Genomic DNA, 17,190 nt, shown 5'->3' on the forward strand with positions numbered 1-17,190 from the left:
TAGGCCAATGAAAGAGGGCTGGCAGGTTTCCCTGCCAGCCCTCGCTAAAGGCGCTTGTGGCGAAGCCGGACAGCCTCATGCCTGAAAAGCGGTGGGAAATCCCATCGCTCCAGGTTGCTACTTACCGGGGCGAATAATGGCACGAATACTGCCGCAAGTATTTCTAATATACCCTAAATAATTCGAGTTGCAGGAAGGCGGCGACGCAGGGAGTCCCCAGGAGCTTACTTAAGTAAGTGACTGGGGTGAGCGAGGAAAGCCAACGCACATGCAACTTGAAGAATGACGGGTATACACACGATTAGCAGACACCAGATCAGGGCGTTATGCGGAACCTTCATGGTTTGTTCTCCTTGCCTTACGGCGAGTAAGAGACTAACCTGATGTTGTCTAAGCATGCAGATAGCCTCGTGGTGTACTGACCCCAAAAAGTTGGACAGATTAACCGAGGCATCAGAGAAAGAGTCCATTTAATACATGGGCTCTTTTTTGTTCCCTATAAAGCTAAATAATCAATTTCGCAGCCGTATTATCCATTCCACAGCATTCCTACTGCACGTGCATTCTTGTCTAGCCAATAACTCGTTCACCATCTTCTCTCATGCAGTATGTCTATTGAACTAACCGCATGCGCACCATTTAATTATTGCTCATAAAGTTGCGAACATAAGGTCCTTTCGCATTACTGAGGAAGTCTGAGGAACAATGTCCGCGGCTGAGTTTGTGATGGTTTGAAACCATGGTGAATGTAGAAATTTTTAGCTTTTTCTGTGAGCGCATGAACCATGATTGCACGTACACCAATATTCTCGGCAACCCGATAGCAACGAAGCACTGCATCATGAAGTAAATCAGCGCCAAGCCCTTTTCCGCGCAATGAGAGATCGACAGCAAGGCGGGCAAGTATAATGACAGGGATGGGATCTGGCATGTTACGCCGAAGATTCCCTGTCGCTTCAGTATGATTGACGCTCCCGGTGGCCAGAGAGTAATAGCCGGCTATTTGCTTCGTATCTTTCTTACATACCACCAACGTTCTGGCCGCACCGAGAGCCTGGTTTTTAAGGCCTTTCTGCTTTAACCAGTCATCGAGCACAGTTTCACCGCTAACGAACTCAGCCACCTGATGAAAAGCGGACAGAGGTTCTGGTGCTGTTACATGTCCCACTGAGGTTTCCTTGCCAGCAGTTTTTCGATAATGGGATCATCTGCGACCGGTGCATCAAGCATGTCGATGAACTCCGCATATTGCTCATCGTTAAAGTTAAATACCCGGCGATCGAGGATCACATTCTCGGCAGCCTGACAGGCCATTTCAAGAATGAAATCTGTACGTGACTTGTGGAGAATTTCCGCAGCCGCATCTATGAGCGCCCGCTGCGATTCCTTAGCTCTAAGGTTAAGTTGAACATCTGATTTCATAAGACACCCCTGTATAGCGTTTGCTTTACAAGAATAGCACAACGACCGTGTATAGCAAATGCTATACAGTAAGTTATCTTTTTTTAATAGTTTTGAATACTGATGTCTGCTGTGTGCCAGGAGCGGACGAAGAAGAAGCATCATTATCACTCCATCTCTCTATCGTCGTACAGTTGCCGTGCAACGCCGATTTTATCTTTGTTACTATCAACCCAGACAACAAGCCCCATCACGGGAGTAAGAAGTGTTGCCGATAGTTTCGTAAGTTCGTATTCCACGCGGGGCGGGATCGTTGGGTACATGGTTCTGGTCACCAATCCGTTCCGTTCAAGCCCACGAAGCGTCAGTGTTAGCATGCGCTGCGAAATACCCTCAACATCTCTTCTTAGCTGGTTAAAGCGCCGCGGTCCGTTACGTAGCATGATGATAATGTAAAGACTCCATTTATCAGCTATCAGATCAAGAATCTCGCGAGTCGTCTGACAGTTGCTTTCGCTGGGGTCAGGAATCCCGGTAAAATCAATGTTATTTAGTACCATTTATGTGCCTTCTTGCGGAGAAAAGTAACCTTCATTAGCATGGTGGTGTCTGTTTAATACTGACGCTAACTAAGTTCCCTAGTTACTTATTTATACCATTGAGGTTACCATGACAGTAAGAAAAACGATTGCTATTTTTGGTGCGGGAACAGGGCTTGGCTCTTCTCTCGCACATAAATTTGGTAGAGAAGGTTATCAGGTGGCTCTTGTCGCTCGTAGAGTGAACGCTCTCGAAGAACTGGTTTTCAGTCTTGCCTCATCAGGTATCACTGCTGAAGCATTTTCTTATGATTTAACAGACCTCAGTGGTATTCCCAATCTCGTCAGGAGCATTGAGGATAAGCTCGGGAAAATTGATGTCGCAGTCTACGCGCCTGTATCTCCAGGGCCGAATCTTGCGCTTGCCTCTGCTATTGATTCTTCAAAGCTGCAATCCGCCGCTGGTTTGTTTTTGTACTCTCCTGTTGAATTATCACATACCTTATTGCCACGCATGTTAGAACGCAGAGACGGGGCTATCGTTCTGGTCGGAGGCCTTTCTGCTGTTATCCCAATGCCTGGACTTAGCCCTCTCGGGCAAATCATGGCAGCTACACGTAACTATGCTCTCACGTTAAATGCTGAGGTTCTGCAACAGGGGGTGTACGTGGGGTCAGTGAGTATCGGTGCGTTAATTGATCGGTCTGCGGGTAAAAATGCTCTGGAGGCCAGTGGAATAGAGCTCAATGTACCAATTATTGACCCGGATGATATTGCCGAAGAAATATGGACGGTAGTGTCCCGGCGCGATCGTGCCGAGGTGATTCTCCCACCGCTGACAACAATCTAATCAGTAGACTTTTCTGACGTGGTTAAGGGAACCTCGTCAGAGGTCTTTGTTCGCCTCAATATGGTTTGAATCAATGAAAACCAAAGGGTTAATAGCTGGAATATGAGACCGACTTCCGCTTCTCGCTCATAGCAGACATGAGCGTCATCGTGTCCTATGGCGCTTCGGCATCTGGATCTGCATCTAGATGGCGCTTTAAAATCACTAGCCAGAAACATAAGAATCCAGAGCATGCAAATGGCTCTTATTTAAACGTTTCCCAGACAACACCCTCGATAAAATCATTGGTTTAAATTCGTAGTGGGTAGGTCTGTAGGCGATACTCAAGCGGGCTGAGGCCGTTGAATTTAAGGCTAATGCGGCGGGTGTTGTAGTAACGAATGTAATCCTCGAGGGCAACCTTCAGTTCGTCAACATCATTGAATTTACGGGTGTAAAAGCATTCCGATTTTAACGTTCCGAAAAAGCATTCTGCACAGGCATTGTCCAGACAGTTTCCTTTTCGGGACATACTTTGCAAAACCCCAAACTCGCGCAACTGATACTGATACCATCTGTGTCGGTATTGCCAGCCCTGATCAGAATGAAGAACAGGATTGCTGTCAGCATCCATTCGGGCAAATGCCTTAATCAGCATGTCATCAATCATCGGCATGGTTGGTCGTTCGGAAATACTGTAGGAAATCACTTCGTTATTGAAGAGATCTATGATGGGAGAAAAATAGAGTTTCCGGCCGTTTACAGCGAATTCGGTGACGTCTGTTACCCATTTTTCATTAGGTCCGTTAGCCTTAAAGTTTCGTTGAAGGAGATTGTCGACGGTTTCACCACGTTGTCCGCGCCATGAACTGTAACGTTTAACTCTGATCGCAGCCTTAAGAGTCATAACATTCATAAGACGTTGAATAACTTTATGATTGACTACACAGGCTTCTCGTTTTAAAGCCATAGTTATCCTGCGATAGCCATAACGCCCGTAGTTATCATCATAAATCTCCCTGATTCTGCATTTTAACTCAGCATATTTTTCAGGGGATTTAAGTGCTTTAAGGTGATAGTAAAAGGTACTGCGGGGAATGTCCGCAATTTGAAGAAGTTCATCAAATGGGTAGTGCTGCCTCAGTTCATCAATAACTTTGACTTTATCCCTCACCGAACCAAGGCTTTCAGCTTTTTTAGATATAAAACTCTCAATTCCAGATACTTGACTTTCTTTTCCAGTTCCTTGATACGCTGGACTTTTGAACGTTCAATTGCAGCCTCAACCGCTTCAGGGGTTTCTATCATATGAAGTTCCCTTCTTTTCCCAACGCGAAGAGATCGGAGGCCGTCATATCCATTCTTATCGAAAACTTTCAACCACTTAGCTATAACACCAGGGCCAGCGATCTTATATTTGATTGCTACCTGATTATAGGACATCTTCCCTTCCAGCACGTCCTTTATGGCGGCTACCCGGATTTCAGGATCTACTAACACGCCTTTATATTTGGGTCTTAGCCCCTCTTCGCCATAGGCATCATAGGCAGCCACCCACATCCTCACCTGTGTTCTGGGGATGTTAAAACGTGCAGATGTTAAACGGTAACCTTCATCAGTAGTGGAATAGTGCATAACCACTGCCAGGCGCACTTCGAAAGGATATTTACGTTTTGACATAGGACTCTCCAGTAAGAGAGTCCAACAAAATGGGTGCAGTTCATAGGTGATTACATTACCTTCGGGGCTTTCTTCTTTCTGCCTCAGCACAACGATAAAACTCAATATTGCCCTGAGGCGAAAGCCTCAAGCGCCGTCAAAAATCATACGCCTCGACGCCATAAAATACACTATCTCTCTGTATATATTAGTTTTTATGACTGTTTGATGGCGAGGGATTTTGCATATGAATGCGCCGCGAACGTTCTTCACGGCGCATTGAAACGATTATTTAAAGAGATGCTGCGCGTGGAAGTGCAGGTGGTCCTCAATAAATGAGGCAATAAAATAGTAGCTGTGATCGTAACCGGGCTGAATACGCAGGGTTAACGGCCAGCTTTTCTGGCGCGCGGTTTCTGCCAGCACCGCCGGCTGCAACTGCTCAGCGAGGAATGAATCGCTATCGCCCTGGTCAATCAGTGTTGGGATAGCATTCTCTTCCTGGCTGGTTCGCATTAAGGCGCAGCTATCCCATGCCTGCCACGTTGCTTCATCGGTTCCCAGATAAGCGGTAAACGCTTTTTTACCCCATGGAACCTGAGTCGGGTTAACGATTGGCGCGAAAGCCGACACGCTGGTGAAACGACCCGGATTTTTCAACGCCATAACCAGCGCGCCGTGACCACCCATCGAATGCCCGCTGATAGCGCAGCGCTCGCTGACTTTGAACTCGCTGGCGATAAGTTGTGGCAGCTCGTCGCGAAGATAATCGTACATGCGAAAATGTGCGGACCACGGCGCCTGGGTGGCATTGAGATAAAAGCCTGCGCCTTTTCCCAGATCGTAGGCGCTATCGTCAGCAACGCTTTCGCCACGCGGGCTGGTATCCGGCATCACCAGCGCAATGCCCAGTTCGGCGGCGACCCGCTGTGCGCCCGCTTTGGTGGTAAAGTTTTCATCGTTACAGGTCAGCCCGGAAAGCCAGTAGAGAACCGGCGGCGGCGTATCTGTGCGAGATGGGGGGAGAAAGATGCTGAACGTCATGGCGCAGTTCAGCGTCGTGGAGTCGTGTCGCCAGCGTTGCTGCCGACCTTCATAACAGCGGTGCTCTTCGAGCAGTTCCATGCAGGGCTCCTTATGGGTTATGCGCGTAATTTTCCATAATACAGATATTTCATTCGCCCGTGAGTAACTTTCACTTTCTCCTTTTCGGAACGTATTGCATCATTAATGCAACTTTTAACCAACATACTGAAGTTGCCATCGCGTCAGGAATTGCGCTATGTGCCTGGTATTGTGTTGGTTGCGGCAATGGGAGTCAGGCGTTGCGTGACGCATCGGAATACGCCGGTCTGGCGGCGTGGAACGAGAGGTGACGCCAATTTCAACAATTATCGATGCGGCTACTGGATTCTGTGCGTCACCTCACGCACAATGAATACAAACTTTGCCCTCAGAAGAGCAAAGAGCGCCACACCTGCAGGAGAACAAAAATGTCATCACTGAGTAAAGAAGCCGTACTCGTTCATGAAGCGCTGGTCGCTCGTGGGTTGGAGACGCCGCTGCGTCCGCCAGTGCAAGAAATTGATAATGAAACTCGTAAACGTCTGATCGCCGGACACATGACCGAGATTATGCAGCTGTTAAACCTTGATCTAAGTGATGACAGCCTGATGGAGACGCCGCATCGCATCGCAAAAATGTACGTTGATGAGATCTTCTCCGGCCTGGATTACGCCCGCTTTCCCAAAATCACCGTCATCGAAAATAAGATGCAGGTTGATGAAATGGTGACCGTGCGTGATATCACCCTGACCAGTACCTGTGAACACCATTTTGTGACGATTGACGGTAAAGCGACGGTGGCCTATATTCCGAAAGATTCGGTGATTGGCCTGTCGAAAATCAACCGTATTGTGCAGTTTTTCTCCCAGCGCCCGCAGGTGCAGGAGCGACTGACGCAGCAGATCCTCACCGCGCTGCAAACGCTGCTGGGCACCAGCAACGTCGCGGTCTCGATCGATGCGGTTCACTACTGTGTAAAAGCGCGTGGTATCCGCGACGCGACCAGCGCCACCACCACCACTTCGTTGGGCGGCCTGTTTAAATCCAGCCAGAATACCCGCCAGGAGTTCCTGCGCGCCGTACGCCACCACAACTAAAACGGAGCAGGGTACATGGAGAGAAATGTCACGCTGGACTTTGTCCGCGGCGTCGCCATCCTCGGTATCCTGCTACTGAATATCAGCGCCTTCGGTTTGCCGAAGGCCGCTTACCTCAACCCGGCATGGTCCGGGAGCATTTCTGCTAGCGACGCCTGGACCTGGGCAATTCTCGATCTGTTTGCGCAGGTCAAATTCCTGACGCTGTTTGCGCTGCTATTTGGCGCAGGGCTTCAGCTTCTCCTGCCGCGCGGCAAGCGCTGGATCCAATCGCGCCTGACGCTGCTGGCGCTGCTCGGCTTCATCCATGGTCTGTTTTTCTGGGACGGCGATATTCTGCTGGCCTACGCTCTGGTGGGACTGGTGAGCTGGCGGATGGTGCGCGACGCCCATGATGTTAAATCCCTCTTTAATACCGGCGTGGTGCTGTACGTCATCGGCATTGCGGTGCTTCTGCTGCTGGGACTGATTTCCGGCAATACGCCCAATCGTTCGTGGATGCCCGATGCCGCGAATTTGCAGTATGAGCAGTTCTGGAAGCTGAAGGGCGGTTTTGAGGCGGTGAGCAACCGTGCGGATATGCTGTCGGACAACCTGCTGGCGCTGGGTGCGCAGTACGGCTGGCAGCTGGCGGGCATGATGCTGATGGGGGCGGCGCTGATGCGCAGTGGCTGGCTCAAAGGGCAGTTCAGCCTTCGTCACTACCGTCGTACTGGCGCGTTGTTGATTGTTGCCGGAATGGCGGTCAATTTGCCCTCTATTCTTGCCCAGTGGCATCTTGGCTGGGATTACCGCTGGTGTGCATTCTTGTTACAGGCGCCTCGCGAGCTGAGCGCGCCGCTGCAAACCATTGGCTACGCGGCGCTGGCCTGGGGCTTTTGGCCGCAGCTGTGTAAACTGCGGCTGGTGGGGGCAATAGCCTGCGTTGGGCGCATGGCGCTCACCAATTACCTTTTGCAAACGCTGATTTGCACTACGCTGTTTTACCGCTTTGGCCTGTTTATGAAGTTTGACCGCTTACAGCTGTTAGCCTTCGTGCCGCCGGTATGGGCGGTTAATCTTATCTTTTCGTGGTTTTGGCTGCGTCATTTCCGTCAGGGCCCCGTTGAGTGGCTATGGCGTCAATTAACCCTGCGTGCGTCAGGGACATCATTAAAAGATACATCAAGATAACGATCTAGATCACAATCATTAACAAAATGGATGTAACCGTTTCCATCCTTGTGACATCACTCACGTAGCGTGCAGCGCGTCGCTGCCAGAATAGCCACCTTGCTGAACACAGGAGGTGAGTGTGACGTACTGCAATTCTCTAAAGGTCGGTGAGTATGATCACCATTCGTGATGTCGCCCGTCAGGCGGGTGTTTCCGTCGCGACGGTTTCGCGCGTGCTCAATAACAGCGCGCTAGTGAGCCCGGATACGCGAGAAGCGGTAATGAAAGCGGTCACGCAGTTGGGTTATCGGCCCAATGCCAACGCTCAGGCGCTGGCGACGCAGGTCAGCGATACCATCGGCGTGGTGGTAATGGACGTATCGGATGCCTTTTTTGGCGCACTGGTCAAAGCCGTGGATACCGTCGCCCAGCAGCATCAGAAATATGTGTTGATCGGCAATAGCTACCATGAAGCGGAAAAAGAGCGCAACGCTATTGAGGTGCTGATTCGCCAGCGCTGCTCGGCGCTGATTGTCCACTCCAAAGCGCTGAGCGACGCGGAGCTAGGTGACTTTATGGAACATATGCCGGGAATGGTGCTGATTAACCGCATTGTGCCGGGATATGCCCATCGCTGCGTCGGGCTGGATAACGTTAGCGGCGCGTTGATGGCAACCCGAATGCTGCTCAATCATGGTCACCAGCGCATTGGCTACCTCTCTTCCAATCACGGTATTGAAGATGATGATATGCGTCGGGAAGGGTGGCTCAGGGCGTTACATGAACAGGGCATTACCGCTCCCGATAGCTGGGTCGGTTCGGGGTCGCCGGATATGCAGGGCGGAGAGGCCGCAATGGTTGAACTACTGGGGCGTAATCTTGGTTTGACCGCCGTCTTTGCCTACAACGACAGCATGGCGGCTGGTGCATTGACTACCCTGAAAGACAATGGCATTGCTGTGCCGCAGCATCTCTCGCTGATCGGTTTTGATGATATCCCGATTTCCCGTTACACCGACCCGCAGCTGACGACGGTGCGCTACCCCATTATGTCGATGGCGAAACTGGCGACCGAGCTGGCGCTCCAGGGAGCGGCTGGAAAGCTTGATCGTGAGGCTAGCCACTGCTTTATGCCGACGTTGGTGCGTCGACATTCGGTGGCGCAGAGGCAAATTGTGGGTTCGATCACTAACTAATTATCTGCCTGATGTAACCGCTTTCAATCTGTGAGTGATTTCACAGTTTGTTAACATTAAGCTGACTATGATTGCTGCGTTTACGAGTCTGAACATACTATGTCACGGTGATTAATCACTTTTACAGTAGTCATCGGCAGTTAAACGATAGATAAAGCCGTTTTTCAGGAGCGTTACCCTACACGGAAGACCGAATTACAGTAGTGAATGTCGCTGTGCGGTAACATCAATGTAACACTCCCGCCAGCCATTTTCACACCAAAGACCCTGCATAATAAAACCGGAGATTCCATGAATAAGAAGGTGTTAACCCTGTCTGCTGTAATGGCTAGCATGTTATTTGGCGCCGCGGCACACGCAGCAGATACCCGTATCGGCGTGACGATTTATAAATATGACGACAACTTTATGTCGGTGGTGCGTAAGGCAATCGAAAAAGACGGCAAATCAGCGCCAGACGTCCAGCTACTGATGAATGACTCGCAAAACGACCAGTCCAAACAGAACGATCAGATTGATGTCCTGCTGGCAAAAGGCGTGAAAGCGCTGGCAATTAACCTGGTTGACCCGGCAGCGGCGGGCACGGTTATTGATAAAGCCCGTGGCCAGAACGTGCCGGTGGTATTCTTTAACAAAGAACCTTCCCGTAAGGCTCTGGATAGCTACGATAAAGCGTATTACGTCGGTACCGACTCAAAAGAGTCCGGCGTGATTCAGGGCGACCTGATTGCTAAACACTGGAAAGCAAATTCGAATTGGGATCTGAATAAAGACGGTCAGATTCAGTTTGTACTGCTGAAAGGCGAGCCGGGCCACCCGGATGCTGAAGCGCGTACCACCTACGTGATTAAAGAGCTGAACGACAAGGGCTTTAAAACTCAGCAACTGGCGTTAGATACCGCAATGTGGGACACCGCTCAGGCCAAAGATAAGATGGATGCCTGGCTGTCTGGCCCGAATGCTAACAAAATTGAAGTCGTTATCGCCAACAACGATGCGATGGCGATGGGCGCGGTAGAAGCTCTGAAAGCCCACAATAAGAGCAGCATTCCGGTATTCGGCGTCGATGCGCTGCCTGAAGCGCTGGCGCTGGTTAAATCTGGCGCGATGGCCGGTACCGTGCTGAACGATGCTAACAACCAGGCGAAAGCGACCTTCGATCTGGCGAAAAACCTGGCGGACGGTAAAGAACCGGCTGCTGGTACTAACTGGAAAATTGAGAATAAGATTGTCCGCGTACCGTACGTCGGTGTTGATAAAGATAATCTGAGCGAATTCACCAGCAAATAGTAGATTAATAAATTGCGGGCGTACGTGCTGTACGCCCGATTATTCCTGATACAGAACTCGTCCCTTCGCGTCGTTAATTCGTCGGCTGGGGTATGCACGCACGCAGCCAGGTATAACTATGGTCAGCAATAATAGCGAACGGTCAGGCGAATATTTGTTGGAAATGAGCGACATCAACAAATCGTTTCCTGGAGTCAAGGCTCTCGATAATGTGAACCTCAAGGTTCGTCCCCACTCTATTCATGCATTAATGGGGGAGAACGGCGCGGGCAAATCCACATTATTAAAATGCCTTTTTGGGATCTATCAAAAAGATTCCGGTAGTATTCTTTTTCAGGGAAAAGAGATCGATTTCCATTCGGCGAAAGAAGCCCTGGAAAATGGGATTTCAATGGTTCACCAGGAATTAAACCTGGTATTGCAACGTTCGGTGATGGATAACATGTGGTTGGGACGCTATCCCACCAAAGGTATGTTTGTCGATCAGGACAAAATGTATCGCGATACCAAGGCTATCTTCGATGAACTGGATATTGATATCGACCCGCGTGCGCGCGTGGGGACATTATCAGTATCACAAATGCAGATGATTGAAATTGCGAAGGCGTTTTCCTATAACGCTAAAATCGTGATTATGGATGAGCCGACATCGTCGCTGACCGAAAAAGAGGTCAATCATCTGTTTAAAATTATCCGTAAGCTGAAAGATCGCGGCTGCGGTATTGTTTATATTTCCCACAAGATGGAAGAAATTTTTCAGCTGTGCGATGAAATTACCATTCTGCGCGATGGTCAGTGGATCGCCACCCAGCCGCTGGAAGGGCTGGATATGGATAAGATCATCGCCATGATGGTTGGTCGCTCCCTGAACCAGCGATTCCCGAGCCGTGAGAATACGCCGGGTGAGGTGATTCTCGAGGTGCGCAATTTGACCTCGCTACGCCAGCCGTCAATCCGTGATATCTCTTTCGACCTACATAAAGGCGAAATTCTGGGTATCGCCGGGCTGGTCGGCGCTAAGCGTACCGATATCGTTGAGACTTTATTTGGTATTCGCGAGAAAGCCAGCGGCACCATTAAACTGCATGGCAAGAAAATTAATAACCATAGCGCCAATGAAGCGATTAACCATGGTTTTGCGTTGGTTACCGAAGAACGGCGTTCAACGGGAATTTACGCCTATTTGGATATCGGTTTTAACTCGCTGATCTCCAATATTAAAAAATATAAAAATAAGGTCGGACTATTGGATAACTCACGCATGAAAAGCGATACCCAGTGGGTTATTGACTCGATGCGCGTGAAAACCCCAGGGCAGCATACGCAAATTGGTTCGTTGTCCGGTGGTAACCAACAAAAGGTGATTATCGGTCGCTGGCTATTAACTCAGCCGGAAATTCTGATGCTCGATGAGCCGACGCGCGGAATTGATGTCGGGGCGAAGTTTGAGATTTATCAGCTGATCGCTGAGCTGGCCAAAAAAGAAAAAGGGATCATTATTATTTCCTCCGAGATGCCGGAGCTGCTGGGTATTACTGACCGTATTCTGGTAATGAGCAATGGTCTTGTTGCCGGAATTGTTGAGACTAAAACCACTACGCAAAACGAAATTCTCCGTCTTGCGTCGTTGCATCTTTAAGATCAGGGGCTTCCCATGAGTGCGTTAAATAAAAAGAGTTTTCTCACCTATCTGAAAGATGGCGGGATTTATGTGGTTCTTTTGGTGTTACTGGCCATTATTATTTTCCAGGATCCGACTTTCTTAAGTTTGCTGAACTTAAGTAATATTCTGACCCAGTCTTCGGTGCGTATTATTATTGCCCTCGGCGTTGCCGGGCTTATTGTGACCCAGGGGACAGACCTTTCCGCAGGGCGTCAGGTCGGCCTGGCGGCGGTTATCGCCGCCACGATGCTGCAGGCGGTGGACAATGCTAATAAAGTGTTCCCGGAAATGGCCACCATGCCGATTCCGCTGGTTATCCTGCTGGTCTGCGCGATTGGCGCAGTGATTGGCCTTATCAACGGCATTATTATTGCGTATCTGAACGTAACGCCGTTTATCACGACCCTCGGCACGATGATCATCGTTTACGGTATCAACTCGCTGTATTACGACTTCGTTGGCGCGTCGCCGATTTCTGGTTTCGATAGCCACTTCTCACAGTTTGCCCAAGGGTTTGTCGCGTTAGGGACCTTCCGCCTGTCGTATATCACCTTCTATGCGCTGATTGCCGTTTTCTTCGTGTGGATCCTGTGGAACAAAACCCGCTTTGGTAAAAACATCTTTGCTATCGGCGGCAATCCAGAAGCGGCGAAGGTTTCCGGCGTTAACGTCGCCCTGAACCTGCTGATGATTTATGCGCTGTCCGGTGTGTTCTACGCATTCGGCGGATTACTGGAGGCAGGACGCATCGGCTCGGCAACCAACAACCTCGGCTTTATGTACGAACTGGACGCGATTGCGGCCTGCGTGGTGGGCGGTGTTTCGTTCAGCGGCGGTGTCGGCACCGTATTCGGCGTGGTGACCGGGGTCATCATCTTCACCGTCATCAACTACGGTCTGACCTACATCGGCGTCAACCCGTACTGGCAGTACATTATTAAAGGGGCGATTATTATCTTCGCCGTGGCGCTGGATTCACTGAAGTACGCGCGGAAGAAATAAGCGTTGTTGGGTTAAGGCAGACGTCAGTCAAGACGTCTGCCTTTTGCATTATGCGCCGGAATGTAGTGACGGGTACGGCAGGTCGTTGCTTGGATCAAGGCACCCAATCGCGTAATCAGAAAAGTATTCAGGGCTAGTGAGACGTCAGTCCTCACGCTCATTTTGGGGAAAAACGACTTGGCAATTACGTAACTTATATCACTCATTAATGAGCTTTCATTGATTTAATGATAGTTATATCACTCATCAATTTCGACATCACTTCTCTTTTTTCTGCAATTCCAGTAGCTGCTGCGGCGTGACAGCCGGATAAGACTGCGCATCTTCCGGGACTTCTTGCTGGGCGGGGATAGGGATCAGCGGGCCTAAAAAGCGCGGTTCGCGTTTAAAAATATAGAGGTCCGCCAGCGCGCCGAAGCGAGCGCCGAACTCGCGCAGTCGCACGCTCCACATATCTTTCGGTGATGGCACCGCATAGCACTGCGCCTGAATCCCCATATGCAGGGCGATAAACAGCGCCCGCTCGCAGTGGAAACGCTGGGTAATAATAATAAAGTCGTTAGTGTCGAAGACCTTACGGGTGCGCACAATCGAATCGAGCGTGCGGAAACCGGCGTAATCCAGCACGATATCCGCCGGATCGACGCCTGCTTTAATCAAATCGCGGCGCATGGTCATCGGCTCATTATAGCTCTGCAACGCGTTATCGCCGCTCAGCAGCAGATAGTTCACCTTGCCGCTGTTATAGGCGTTCAGCGCGCCCTGAATCCGGTAACGATAATATTGATTGATGACGCCGGTGCGGTAGTACTTGGCGGTGCCCAGCACCACGCCGACCTGGCGATAGGGCAGGTCCTGTAGCTCATCGTAGATATAGGGAGAGGTTTTCCAGCTCATCCAGCGGTCGAGGCCCAGCACAGTTAACAGCAGCAAGCCGAACAGGACTAACAGGCTGTATAACACACGCTTTAACATGGACTTGGCTCAATAGTGAACGAGGGAGCCTTCAGGCTACTTTACCCGCCGGGCAAGCGCAAGAAACCGTCGTTTAATTGCGGGGATTTTCAACAATGCGGGCCGTTTGGCCCGCAGTCTGTGATTAGCCTAACAGTACGCGATCGATATTATGGCAACCCAGCGCTTTCAGCGTCGCTACGGTCGCATCCCATTGAATCAGTGTCGCATCGGCCTTCTCGGCGAGAATAGCGCGCTGGATATCCGGGTAATCGTAGCCGTTGAGGCTCAGCAGATTGAGCGCGCCCTGTAGCGGCGGCAAAGTCGGGTTAAAGGCGGCGTTTTCGGCATAGCTGCCGGTAAAAATAGTCCCGTCTTTCAACTCCAGCGCCACGCCGGACGGGGCCTTGCTGTAAGGCATATGGCAGCGGTTAGCCGCCTGAATCGCCGCCTGAGTCAGCGCGTCGCCGCTGAGCGGGAAGCCGTGATCTTGCTCATCCATCAGCAGGGTTTTGATTTCCAGATCTTTCGGTCCGAAAGCGTCTGGCAGATAGTGCTGGAGCGAATGCGCCTCGCGACCCGGCAAATGAATACGCAGCGCCAGCCCGCTGTTCAGTTCGTTCATAAACTGACGGCAGTGTCCGCAAGGGGTGTAGTTGACGGTAATCGCCTGCAGAGACTTTTCGCCGCGCAGCCAGGCATGGCTAATGGCGCTCTGCTCTGCGTGCACGGTCTGCTGCATGGTGGCACCGAGAAACTCCATATTGCCGCCGAAATACCAGGTTCCGCTGATGCCGCGAGCCACCGCGCCAACGTTAAAGTGAGAAAGGTCAGCGCGGGCACAGGCCGCCGCTAGCGGCAGCAGAGCAAAGGCCAGCGCGTCTTCATCCAGACCCGTTGCGCTTTGCAGCGCTGCAACTTGCCCGGCATTGAGCATCGCCGGAAAATGCGGGTCGGCCAGCATCGGGGCGATAGCCGCTTGCAGATCCGCCGCCAGTTGGGGAAGAACAGCTTGAAAACGTGGGTGCATAGCGTTGCCTCATAACAATGTAATGGAAATCTAGTGTACGGGTGGTTGTAACCTGTATATGTGATAAACATCTCATTGTCTGTGCAACTCATTAATGTTGCATTGAATAATGTGATTTAAATCACATTTAACCGACTATCGCCAAAATTACCGGAAACAAAAACGGTGCAATCAGCGAGGTGATAATCCCGCAAAGTACCAGCGCCAGCGAGCTGAACGCCCCTTCCTGATAGTCGAGCTCTGCACAGCGAGCGGTCCCTAATGCGTGGGATGCGGTACCCATCGACAGACCGCGAGAGGCTTTGGTGCGGATACGCATCAGGTTCAGTAGGGTATGACCGAACACCGCCCCGAGAATACCGACGAAAATAACGCACACGGCGCTGATCGCCGGAATACCGCCAATGCTGCTGCTCACCGCCATGGCAATCGGCGTGGTGACCGATTTAGGCAAAATAGAAGCGGCAATCTGTGGAGTCGCACCCATCAGCAATGCAACGGTGGTGCCGGTGACCATCGCCACCACGCTACCAATAAAGCAGATGGTAATGATGGACTTCCAGCGGGCGCGGATCTGGTGCAGTTGTTCATACAAAGGAAAGGCTAGAGCAACTACCGCCGGCTGCAGCAGGTCGTTAAGAATTTTACTGCCGAGGAAATAGCGCTCGTATGAGATACCGGTAATCAGCAGAAAAGGAATCAGCACTACCATCGCTACCAGCAGCGGGTTGAGCAGTGGAAATTTAAACCGCGCCGCCAGCTTGCGGGCGAGGAAAAAGACGGCCAGGGTTAGCGGCAGCGACCACCAGATTTCATGGATCATTTGTCACGTCCTTTTTGTCCGACCACTTTGCGCTCCCCGTGAACCAGGTGCGAGCTCCAACTGACCACCAAAAATACCACCAGCGTGCTTATCGCACAGGAGACCACGACCGGGCCGAACTGCGCGCGTAGTAAATCCCAATATTGCATAACGCCTACGCCGATGGGCACAAACAGCAACGCCATATAGCGGATCAGAACATTGCAGCCGGGGTTAACCCACTGCGCGGGCATGATTTGCAACGCCAGCAAAAAGAACAAAATCAACATGCCAATAATGCTGCCAGGGATCGTTATCGGCAGCAGGGAGGAGATAAAAATACCGGCATATAAACAAGCATATATCAGCACGAAAGCGCGCAGATACTGCCAGACAATAATCAGTGATTGACTCATGGTAATAACCCTTGATGAACCACATTCATCATACAATTAAACCCAAAAATGTGCTACCGATCACATCATGAATTCTACGCATACCTGAGATAGAGATCTGGAACACTTGACCATACTGATTTCAGGGCGACGGCTGCAGGGATAGATAATGAAGAAAGCGGTTAAGTGCAAGTGACGGCGCTTCACTTTTTCGCCAGAACACGCCAACGCTACCTTTTTGTTCAATGCGCGGCAAATTAAGAATCACCAGCTGGCGCTGCGCGGCGTAGCGCTGGGCCAGGCGCAATGAAAGAATCGATACCATATCGCTGCTTTGTAGCAGGTTGGTGGTGACGTTCATCGATGCCGATTCGATGGTGTTTTCCGGCAGCATTACGCCATTATCCACCAGCGCATTATCAATACTCAGGCGAATCGGGGTGCCGGTCGGCCAGACAATCCAGCGCCAGTGGGCGAGGTCGGCCCAACTTAACCGCGTTTTTTCCGCCAGCGGGTGGTCGGGACGGGCGACGAAGCACACCGGCTCGGTGTAGAGCACCCGGTAGCTCAGAGGCAGCTCGAGCGCTCGCCCGCCGACCCGGCCCACCACCACATCAACCACTCCAGCGAGCAGATCGTTGAGCAGCGGCGTCATCACTTTCTCTTCGATATTCAGGTGCAGAGTTGGCATCTCTTTAAGCAGCTCAAGAATAGCCTGCGAGACGCAGTCGGTCGCCACTGGCGAACAGCCGATCATCAGACTGCCTACCTGGCCGCCCTGCTTGAAACGCTCGATTTCATACTGCGATCGCGACATATCGTTAATCAGCCGCTGGGCATGCTGTATCAGCAGTTTTCCGCCTTCTGAGGGACGCAGGCCTTTGCTGTGGCGTTCGAACAAGGGCATACCGACTTCGTCTTCAAATTGGCTGAGCCATTTGGAAAGCGCAGGTTGCGTAATATTCATCATTTTCGCCACTTGCGTGAGATTGCCTTGCTCTCCCAGCGCCACCAGCATCTGCAGATGATGCAGCTTCAGTTTCTGCGTCCAGTTTGCCATTAGCGATAACCTCCAGGTTATGTCTATGCCCGAAATACCATTGTACATATCAT

Annotated in this window: 17 protein-coding genes; 7 read left to right on the top strand and 10 right to left on the bottom strand. The window is 50.9% G+C overall.

The genetic code is table 11. The annotated features are described in order from the left end of the window. Positions 1-682: 682 nt before the first annotated feature. The 3 genes from HV213_RS09970 to HV213_RS09980 form a co-directional block, all read right to left on the bottom strand. Positions 683-1,168: a GNAT family N-acetyltransferase gene (locus tag HV213_RS09970; protein ID WP_181485574.1), complete on the bottom strand. Its 486-nt coding sequence runs from the start codon at positions 1,166-1,168 to the stop codon at positions 683-685. After that, the gene (locus tag HV213_RS09975; protein WP_032611697.1) at positions 1,156-1,422 is read right to left on the bottom strand and encodes a type II toxin-antitoxin system TacA family antitoxin; all 267 of its coding nucleotides are present in this window, start codon (positions 1,420-1,422) and stop codon (positions 1,156-1,158) included. The genes HV213_RS09970 and HV213_RS09975 overlap by 13 nt, the downstream gene beginning before the upstream one ends. A gap of 146 nt (positions 1,423-1,568) precedes the next feature. Further along, the gene (locus HV213_RS09980; RefSeq protein WP_181485575.1) at positions 1,569-1,961 is read right to left on the bottom strand and encodes a winged helix-turn-helix transcriptional regulator; all 393 of its coding nucleotides are present in this window, start codon (positions 1,959-1,961) and stop codon (positions 1,569-1,571) included. Between the two features lie 109 nt (positions 1,962-2,070). Between HV213_RS09980 and HV213_RS09985 the strand changes: the two genes are divergently transcribed. Continuing rightward, entirely contained in the window at positions 2,071-2,790 is a 720-nt protein-coding gene (locus tag HV213_RS09985; protein ID WP_181485576.1) for an SDR family NAD(P)-dependent oxidoreductase, read from the top strand. A 289-nt stretch (positions 2,791-3,079) separates the two neighbouring features. Here HV213_RS09985 and HV213_RS09990 read toward each other — a convergent pair. Both HV213_RS09990 and fghA read right to left on the bottom strand, forming a co-directional pair. Beyond that, positions 3,080-4,449 (bottom strand): IS3 family transposase gene (locus HV213_RS09990; protein ID WP_181485577.1). Its coding sequence is split into 2 segments (ribosomal slippage): positions 3,080-3,969 and positions 3,969-4,449, totalling 1,371 coding nucleotides; the frame shifts between segments, so codons are not numbered across the junction. Between the two features lie 267 nt (positions 4,450-4,716). Further along, the gene (gene fghA / locus HV213_RS09995; RefSeq protein WP_181485578.1) at positions 4,717-5,553 is read right to left on the bottom strand and encodes an S-formylglutathione hydrolase; all 837 of its coding nucleotides are present in this window, start codon (positions 5,551-5,553) and stop codon (positions 4,717-4,719) included. Positions 5,554-5,921: 368 nt separating this feature from the next. Here fghA and folE point away from each other — a divergent pair, with 368 nt between their 5' ends. The 6 genes from folE (at position 5,922) to mglC (ending at position 12,896) form a co-directional block, all read left to right on the top strand. Then, positions 5,922-6,590 carry a GTP cyclohydrolase I FolE gene (folE, locus tag HV213_RS10000; protein ID WP_110272395.1) on the top strand — a complete coding sequence of 223 codons (669 nt, stop codon included), beginning with the start codon at positions 5,922-5,924 and terminating at the stop codon, positions 6,588-6,590. Positions 6,591-6,605: 15 nt separating this feature from the next. Then, positions 6,606-7,763: a DUF418 domain-containing protein YeiB gene (gene yeiB, locus HV213_RS10005; protein ID WP_181485579.1), complete on the top strand. Its 1,158-nt coding sequence runs from the start codon at positions 6,606-6,608 to the stop codon at positions 7,761-7,763. A gap of 155 nt (positions 7,764-7,918) precedes the next feature. Next, positions 7,919-8,941, top strand: coding sequence for an HTH-type transcriptional regulator GalS (gene galS, locus HV213_RS10010; RefSeq protein WP_112213092.1), 1,023 nt, complete (start codon positions 7,919-7,921; stop codon positions 8,939-8,941). Between the two features lie 291 nt (positions 8,942-9,232). Next, positions 9,233-10,231 carry a galactose/glucose ABC transporter substrate-binding protein MglB gene (gene mglB / locus HV213_RS10015; protein ID WP_181485580.1) on the top strand — a complete coding sequence of 333 codons (999 nt, stop codon included), beginning with the start codon at positions 9,233-9,235 and terminating at the stop codon, positions 10,229-10,231. 118 nt (positions 10,232-10,349) lie between these two features. Continuing rightward, positions 10,350-11,870 carry a galactose/methyl galactoside ABC transporter ATP-binding protein MglA gene (gene mglA, locus HV213_RS10020; protein WP_110272399.1) on the top strand — a complete coding sequence of 507 codons (1,521 nt, stop codon included), beginning with the start codon at positions 10,350-10,352 and terminating at the stop codon, positions 11,868-11,870. A gap of 15 nt (positions 11,871-11,885) precedes the next feature. Then, on the top strand, positions 11,886-12,896 hold the full coding sequence (gene mglC / locus HV213_RS10025; RefSeq protein WP_110272400.1) for a galactose/methyl galactoside ABC transporter permease MglC: 1,011 nt from the start codon (positions 11,886-11,888) through the stop codon (positions 12,894-12,896). Between the two features lie 258 nt (positions 12,897-13,154). Here the strand turns inward: mglC and sanA are convergent, their stop codons facing one another. From sanA to HV213_RS10050, 5 genes are all read right to left on the bottom strand, one after another. Beyond that, on the bottom strand, positions 13,155-13,871 hold the full coding sequence (gene sanA, locus HV213_RS10030; protein WP_181485581.1) for an outer membrane permeability protein SanA: 717 nt from the start codon (positions 13,869-13,871) through the stop codon (positions 13,155-13,157). A 124-nt stretch (positions 13,872-13,995) separates the two neighbouring features. Beyond that, a complete protein-coding gene (gene cdd, locus HV213_RS10035; RefSeq protein WP_181485582.1) occupies positions 13,996-14,880 on the bottom strand; it encodes a cytidine deaminase in 885 nt (294 codons plus the stop codon). A 127-nt stretch (positions 14,881-15,007) separates the two neighbouring features. Then, the gene (locus HV213_RS10040) at positions 15,008-15,703 is read right to left on the bottom strand and encodes a CidB/LrgB family autolysis modulator (RefSeq protein WP_110272403.1); all 696 of its coding nucleotides are present in this window, start codon (positions 15,701-15,703) and stop codon (positions 15,008-15,010) included. Then, positions 15,700-16,098, bottom strand: a complete 399-nt coding sequence (locus tag HV213_RS10045; RefSeq protein WP_112213099.1) for a CidA/LrgA family protein — start codon at positions 16,096-16,098, stop codon at positions 15,700-15,702. Before HV213_RS10045 ends, HV213_RS10040 begins: the two co-directional genes overlap by 4 nt. 121 nt (positions 16,099-16,219) lie before the next feature. Then, positions 16,220-17,137 (bottom strand): LysR family transcriptional regulator, encoded by a 918-nt coding sequence (locus HV213_RS10050; protein WP_181485583.1) that lies wholly within the window; start codon positions 17,135-17,137, stop codon positions 16,220-16,222. Between the last annotated feature and the right edge of the window lie 53 nt (positions 17,138-17,190).

The organism is Klebsiella sp. RHBSTW-00484 (assembly GCF_013705725.1).
In the GTDB taxonomy this organism is placed as follows: Bacteria; Pseudomonadota; Gammaproteobacteria; order Enterobacterales; family Enterobacteriaceae; genus Klebsiella.

What these genes read in the sequence shown, in the direction of transcription:
- HV213_RS09975 (WP_032611697.1), bottom strand. Translation starts at nt 1,422, where the DNA reads ATGAAATCAGATGTTCAACTTAACCTTAGAGCTAAGGAATCGCAGCGG.
- HV213_RS09980 (WP_181485575.1), bottom strand. Translation starts at nt 1,961, where the DNA reads ATGGTACTAAATAACATTGATTTTACCGGGATTCCTGACCCCAGCGAA.
- HV213_RS09985 (WP_181485576.1), top strand. Translation starts at nt 2,071, where the DNA reads ATGACAGTAAGAAAAACGATTGCTATTTTTGGTGCGGGAACAGGGCTT.
- fghA (WP_181485578.1), bottom strand. Translation starts at nt 5,553, where the DNA reads ATGGAACTGCTCGAAGAGCACCGCTGTTATGAAGGTCGGCAGCAACGC.
- folE (WP_110272395.1), top strand. Translation starts at nt 5,922, where the DNA reads ATGTCATCACTGAGTAAAGAAGCCGTACTCGTTCATGAAGCGCTGGTC.
- yeiB (WP_181485579.1), top strand. Translation starts at nt 6,606, where the DNA reads ATGGAGAGAAATGTCACGCTGGACTTTGTCCGCGGCGTCGCCATCCTC.
- galS (WP_112213092.1), top strand. Translation starts at nt 7,919, where the DNA reads ATGATCACCATTCGTGATGTCGCCCGTCAGGCGGGTGTTTCCGTCGCG.
- mglB (WP_181485580.1), top strand. Translation starts at nt 9,233, where the DNA reads ATGAATAAGAAGGTGTTAACCCTGTCTGCTGTAATGGCTAGCATGTTA.
- mglA (WP_110272399.1), top strand. Translation starts at nt 10,350, where the DNA reads ATGGTCAGCAATAATAGCGAACGGTCAGGCGAATATTTGTTGGAAATG.
- mglC (WP_110272400.1), top strand. Translation starts at nt 11,886, where the DNA reads ATGAGTGCGTTAAATAAAAAGAGTTTTCTCACCTATCTGAAAGATGGC.
- sanA (WP_181485581.1), bottom strand. Translation starts at nt 13,871, where the DNA reads ATGTTAAAGCGTGTGTTATACAGCCTGTTAGTCCTGTTCGGCTTGCTG.
- cdd (WP_181485582.1), bottom strand. Translation starts at nt 14,880, where the DNA reads ATGCACCCACGTTTTCAAGCTGTTCTTCCCCAACTGGCGGCGGATCTG.
- HV213_RS10040 (WP_110272403.1), bottom strand. Translation starts at nt 15,703, where the DNA reads ATGATCCATGAAATCTGGTGGTCGCTGCCGCTAACCCTGGCCGTCTTT.
- HV213_RS10045 (WP_112213099.1), bottom strand. Translation starts at nt 16,098, where the DNA reads ATGAGTCAATCACTGATTATTGTCTGGCAGTATCTGCGCGCTTTCGTG.
- HV213_RS10050 (WP_181485583.1), bottom strand. Translation starts at nt 17,137, where the DNA reads ATGGCAAACTGGACGCAGAAACTGAAGCTGCATCATCTGCAGATGCTG.